The sequence below is a fragment of the Edaphobacter sp. genome (genome assembly GCF_035532915.1).
In the GTDB taxonomy this organism is placed as follows: Bacteria; Acidobacteriota; Terriglobia; order Terriglobales; family Acidobacteriaceae; genus Edaphobacter.
Map to the genome: position 1 here is coordinate 1 of NZ_DATKQC010000089.1, position 6,132 is coordinate 6,132.

The following is a 6,132-nucleotide window of genomic DNA, read 5'->3' on the forward strand; positions in this document are numbered from 1 at the left end:
CACCATGGTGCCGCTCCATGAGGCACGAATTTAGCATTAGCCAAAGCCGCTCCTAGCGATATGAGGTTTTCGGGCACTAATCCTGTATAGATTCCCAGCCCATTTCTGGAAACGTGCTAAGGCCTGTTCTCAATGACTCACGATTGTAGTTGCCGAAAAGCCGACTTTGCAGGCAGTTCGGCCGCCAGTAGCAGACGCCCACTAGCCGCGCGGTTCGCGCAAATGGCGATTTCACGTAAATCGAAGAACGCCCCGGGCGGGATTACAAGTCCCTGCGGCGTTTATGAGGAGTAATGCGGCCTCTATGCTTTCATCGGTGCTTTCGGCACGGTGACCCGACCGGAAGCGATTAGCGCCTTAACTGATTGCTGTATCGACTCAAGGCTAGAAAATCGCGGTTGATACCCGAGGCGCTGTCGGCTCTTCTCGATGGAAACACAGGAACTACGCATGACGTGCCCCCATGAGGCCTGAGCATCACTTTCGGTTAGGCCAAGCTTCCACTGATCAAAGGGCGCAAAAGACAGTCGGGGCTCCTGCTCGAACCAGCGGTACATCGCCTCGGCGTAGCCGCGCAGCGTTAGCGCTTGTGCCGACACGGTATTGAATACTTCTCCGATGGAGGCTGCCCTTTGCTCGATCGCGCAGATGATCCATTGCGCGACATCATCGGCATGTACGTGATGCACCATCTCCAGCCCAAGGTTCGGCAAGGCAAGTTCTTCGCCGCGCGCGATCTGGGAGAAAACGTCGGGGTTCACATTAGCTTGCGGATTGATAGGCACCCAGCCCTCGCCGACGATGTGACCTGGACGGAAAGTCGTCGCAGGGAAACCGTCTCTGCGAGCCTGCTGTAGAAGCCACCGTTCAACCTTTGCCTTGTTAACTCCATAGGCGTCAATGGCGTTCGTGGGGTCGGTTTCTACCGATGGAACAGTGGTTGCATGCCCGTACACCCAAATGGAGCTGCAAAACAGATAGTGTTCGACCTTGCCGCATAGGGCTTCGACCAGCTGCTGCGCTCCTTCGAGTTCGAACGAGATCATGTCCACGACAATGTCGGCGTTCAGGTCCGCGATCCTTTCCCCAAACCTGCCTTCCGCCTCTTCAGCCTTGCGGTCTACGGCAACTTGCTCGATGGCCTTCCATGCCGCGTGCTCCCGATACGGTGATGCCGTGCCACGGCTGACATTTACAACCTCATGTCCGCGCTCCACCAGAGCAGGCAGAAGATAGGTTCCCACATGTCCACTTCCGCCAATGACAACGATACGAGCCATAATCTACCTTTGCCTCTTCTACGACAATCATAGAAGATTCGAATCGGCTTGGAATCGAATGTCAATTTTCAAAGTAGCGATGGCGCGAACCCGCTGGACTTAGGCGCGTTCCGATCGCGAATCAGTCCTGCGAAGTCGGCCAGTGTTCAGCGATCCGCTGACCGCTGGGTTGAAGCCGACTTCAAATGGCGATACGAGGGCTCAGCGGGGAATGATTAACGACGTTCCCGCAATACGGGGTTTTCGGCAACTACGAATAGTTATACTTTCTCCAACCCAAATGGATTGGTGCCAAATCGCTAATGCGCTCATTGACACATTCTGTCCGCATAGCCGGCCATGGGAGATTGGACCCAAATTGGGTTTGTTGACGGGATTCGGCGGTGGAGAATAGTTCGCTCTCGACTTGGTCCACCATACAGTCTTAGGTCTCTTTGAATCTGTAAATAATAGCCAACAATCCTCCAATATCCCCGCAAAATGAGCGTGTTTTGCTCCTGAAGGACACAGGAGAGGATTCTCCGCGTGCTGCAATCTGCTGCTAAACAGAGCCATTCTCTGATCGGGATATGTCGAGTGTCCTTGGGAAAGCAGGAATGTCGGGGACGCGGATTGAACCGCCTCGGAAGCGATCAGACATGAGATGAATGAGCGGCTCGCTGGAAATCGAATGTCGAATTGATCCGAAGTCTTCTTGACAATCCGGGCAACATCGAGATGGCAGCGGTTTCCGATCCTTTAAGGTCCAGCGGATATGCTGACCTTAAGGCACGGCCACAAATTTTAGATCAACCTACAATACGGCAGCAATGCTTCAATGAATGACTCGGCGGAGATAACCGGCCAATAATTTGATTCATGCCCTGCGGTCTGTAGGTAGGAAGGTATATTTTCTTTCAGTTGGATTTTTCTTCAGGAGGCGGGGCTCCGCTTCCAGCCAGGATCTTCGCGGGTCGAAGGCAGGAGCGGAACCCCTGTGAGGTACGATCTACTTCATCACAGTTTCCGTCTCGCCGGACAAGGTTGCCACCGACTGGGCGGAACACTGCGACGAGACCATCATACGCTGGTGCCCGTTTTGTGAACGAGATTCGATCATTGGTCATGGCCGCCGCCTTAAGCAGGCGCACGACGAGTATCACGACTGGATTTGGATCCATCGCGGTCGCTGCGCTGTTTGCGGGCTGACCTTCACGTTTCTTCCGGTGTTCTCTCTCCCGTACACACATTACAGCCTACTGGCGCGCAGTCAGGCATTGCAGCGGCGCTTTGTGGAGCACTGTCCGTGGGAAAAAGCACTACCGAAGCTCAAGGATCCTGACCGTCTGCCCGATCCCTCCACTGTCCGGCGCTGGGCGAGCGGCCTGGACTGTTCTCAGCCTGCAATTTCCTTTCTACGCCAGGCCGTTTCCCGCGCAGCTTATTGGCTGTACCGCGGTCGTCAGGGTCTTGACGAAGCGGTACCACCGACGTGGATAACACCTGTTTTGCAAAACCTCTGGCCCTTGCGTCTCTGAAAAAGCATTTCACCCACCATCCTTGCCTTGGATTGCCGGCGATTTGCTCCTACGCTGGACTCCGGAGGCGAAAAAGAGCGTTGTGGGCGAAGACGTCGAAAAACTCAGGCGGCGGATGCCGCTATTGGACTATCTGCGGCAACATAATTGGGCCTCCCGGCCTGCAGGCCGTTCGGAGTTGGTCGGACTCTGCCCATTGCACGACGAGACCCGGGCCTCGTTCTACGTCAACCCGCGCAAAGATGTTTTCTACTGCCACGGCTGCGGCCAGGGCGGCGATCTGATTCGTTTCCTCCAGCTATCCCGCCGCCTATCCTTTCGCCAGAGCCTCGCATGTCTGGATTCACAGACCACTCCAGAAGCCGACCCTGTCGCGGTGCTGGAGCAGGCAGCTGTTTTCTATCAGAAGCAACTCGATAACTACCCCGAGGCACTCAGCTATCTCAACCGGCGCGGACTGCATGATCGCACCCTGATCAGTGAACTCGAGATCGGCTACGCGCCCGGCGGAAGTCTGCGCCGTCATCTCACGACACAGGGCTATTCCTTCGAACTGCTGCGGCAAGCTGGCCTGCTCAACGTGAACGGATCCGACGCTCTCTATCAGCGCATCGTCTTTCCGTTGCGCCAAGGCGAACACATCGTCAACCTCTATGGCCGCAGTATCGGCGCTGCCTTCGCGCATCGATTTCTGCCCGGCACCAAGGGCGGCCTTTACGCATGGGAAAAGGTCCGCCATTGCCTCGAGGTGATTCTCGTCGAGGGCCTGTTCGACTATGCCGTATTGCGGCAGGCGGGCTTTTACAACGTCACCTGTTCGCTGGGAACCCATCTCAACAAGGACCAGTTTCTGGAACTGTGCGAAGGCCCGCGCACTGTCTATCTCACTTTCGACGTCGATGCCAACCAGAGCGGCCAGCAGGCCGCCGTTCAACTGGCTCTGCGTCTCAGCGCGCACGGCATCGCCGCCCGCCGCGTCCTCCTGCCACAAGGCCACGATCCCAACTCTTTCTTCGTTCAGGGCGGGAATGCGCCGCAGTTCCAGTCTCTGTTGGAGGCAGCTCAGCCATGAAGTTTCGCGTGATTCGTCAGAAGACACCATCGAGCGCACACAGCCCGATTCATGTAGTCGAGCAAGACACCGGTCAAGGCGTAGCCTGGATCAATCGATTCCTGGACCGCGAGTATGTCCGCCGCCTTGCCGACAAGACTCTATATAGCTACGCGCACAGCCTGTTGTACTTCGTGCGCTGGTGGGAGAGCGTTCACCACACGTGCGATATATCCCCGGCGGATCTTACCGAATCGACCCTGTTTGATTACTTGCGCTTCCAGTCCAGTCGGCAGCCTCCGCTTTCCGCTTCCACCATCAACGACCGTGTCGCTACCGCCGATCGTGCCATCCGCAACGAGTTCCCCGACGCGCCATGTCAGGTGGCGCACGGCTTTCATCAGCCCTTCCTGCATCGCAGGCCAATGGGCCTGGGCCGTCCGAGGTTCGAGTTAAGCAGGCTGCGCATAAAGGAACCAAGGCTCAACATCGTCCCCCTCTCGGTCGATGAAGTAGCGCGCTTCTGGTCCAGCTTCCACAACGCGCGCGATCTAGCCATCGTGGGCCTGATGCTCATGCAAGGACTTCGCTCCGCCGAAGTGCTGGCTATGAACCCGGAAGACGTGTTGCTCTCCGAAGGCCAACTCCGTGTGCGTGGCAAGGGCAGCAAGCTGCGCTACCTCCCTCTGGCGCCGGAAACCACTCAACTGATCGATCACTATCTGCGACTAGAAAGACCAAATCCCTGCTCTGCCGCGCTGTTCGTCGTGCTCAAAGGACCAGCGCGCGGCATTCGCATGACGCCCGCAGGACTGCGCTCTCTGTTCCGCTACCATCGCCAGACCACCGGCATTCAGCTGGCAAATCCCCACCGGTTCAGGCACACCTTCGCCTCGGATATGGTGCGTGCCGGTATCAGCCTGCCCGCGTTGATGAAGCTGATGGGACACTCCGACATCGAAACCACACTGCACTATGTGCAAGTCTCTCCGCAGGACGTTTACCTTCAGTATGCCCGCGCCGCGGCGCAGTGCATCCGACCTATGATCAGGAGCGCCTCATGAAGCGCTGGCGCCGTCCTCCACTCCAGCATCCTCTGGCGCCGGCATTTGAACGCGCTGTTGAGTCCATCTGTACCGCACTCACACCTTCCAGCAAACGTAATTACAACATTACGGTGCGAAACTTCCTCGTTTATTTGGCCGCCGAGTACCCAGACGTTACTAGCCTCGATCAGCTGCGCCGCGATCCTCACATCCTCGAATGGATCTCCCGCATGCGTGCGCAAACACCACCCCTGGCGATCGTAACCTGCATCGGCCGACTCATCGCTCTGCGCTCCATCTTCAGCGAACTGGCCTGGACAAGCCAACGTGCGGAACTCGCTCGTCTGGTCCGAGACGAGGATATTCCGCGCACACCGCAGAGTTTGCCACGACCGCTCACCGCAGAGCAGGACCAGTTCTTGCAGCAGGAGTTCCTGCTCCGCAACGATCTGGGCGGAAATGTCTTCTTGTTGCTCCGCCACACCGGTATGCGCATCGGAGAGTGTGCGGACTTGTCCTTCGATTGTCTTCGCTCCATCGGTCCGGATCAATGGGCCATCCATGTGCCGCTCGGCAAACTCAAAACTGAACGCATGGTCCCCATCGATCCTGCTGCGTCTATCCTCGTCCAACGGCTTCGATTCTTCCGTTTCCTTGATCCGCTGCCTCCCGACGGTCGGCTGCTGGCTCGTCCAGGAAGCAAAATAGCTCTCGTTGTTCAACTCCGCGATTACCTGCATCTGGTCTGTCATGCTCTCGGCCTCTCAACAAGCATCGTCCCACACCAATTCAGGCATACCTATGCCACGGAAATGTTGCGCTCCGGTGTAAGCTTCCCCGTCCTGATGAAGTTACTCGGCCACAAAAATCCCGACATGACCATGCGCTATGTCGATGTCGCCTTGACCGATCTCCAGCGTGAGTTTCAACTGGCTCGCTCCAAACCAAAACATCTGGCTCCGCAACCCAAAGCATCATTTGCGATTCAACGAACTGGCTTTGACGGCCTCATTGACTCCTTGCTCGTCACCCAACATGCGCTGGTGATCTTCCGCCGCTCACTACCATGCGGTGACTCTCGCTCTCACCTCGACCGACTCTCAAACCGACTCACCAAGATCCTCGCCGAAATACGCAAACTTCGCACCACCTGAATGAAAATGGGCAGAGATTGGCCGGTTATGGCGATTTATCGCTCGTCGAGAAAACGATGCGGCTCCATTCTGACGATCATTTGT

At 56.8% G+C, this 6,132-nt stretch carries 5 protein-coding genes; 4 read left to right on the forward strand and 1 reads right to left on the reverse strand.

Going from position 1 to position 6,132, the window contains the following annotated elements:
• Window positions 1-302: 302 nt before the first annotated feature.
• Complete coding sequence (locus VMU57_RS04610; protein ID WP_325381265.1) at window positions 303-1,280, reverse strand: NAD-dependent epimerase/dehydratase family protein; 978 nt, start codon at window positions 1,278-1,280, stop codon at window positions 303-305.
• 1,061 nt (window positions 1,281-2,341) lie between these two features.
• Between VMU57_RS04610 and VMU57_RS22970 the strand changes: the two genes are divergently transcribed.
• Genes VMU57_RS22970 through VMU57_RS04625 form a run of 4 tightly spaced genes read left to right on the forward strand, consistent with a single transcriptional unit; the run spans window position 2,342 to window position 6,048 of the window.
• Entirely contained in the window at window positions 2,342-2,797 is a 456-nt protein-coding gene (locus VMU57_RS22970) for a DUF6431 domain-containing protein (protein ID WP_414648605.1), read from the forward strand.
• A gap of 43 nt (window positions 2,798-2,840) precedes the next feature.
• On the forward strand, window positions 2,841-3,869 hold the full coding sequence (locus tag VMU57_RS04615; RefSeq protein ID WP_325381269.1) for a CHC2 zinc finger domain-containing protein: 1,029 nt from the start codon (window positions 2,841-2,843) through the stop codon (window positions 3,867-3,869).
• Window positions 3,866-4,912 (forward strand): tyrosine-type recombinase/integrase, encoded by a 1,047-nt coding sequence (locus VMU57_RS04620; protein WP_325381271.1) that lies wholly within the window; start codon window positions 3,866-3,868, stop codon window positions 4,910-4,912. The genes VMU57_RS04615 and VMU57_RS04620 overlap by 4 nt, the downstream gene beginning before the upstream one ends.
• A complete protein-coding gene (locus tag VMU57_RS04625) occupies window positions 4,909-6,048 on the forward strand; it encodes a site-specific integrase (RefSeq protein WP_325381273.1) in 1,140 nt (379 codons plus the stop codon). Before VMU57_RS04620 ends, VMU57_RS04625 begins: the two co-directional genes overlap by 4 nt.
• Window positions 6,049-6,132: the final 84 nt, after the last annotated feature.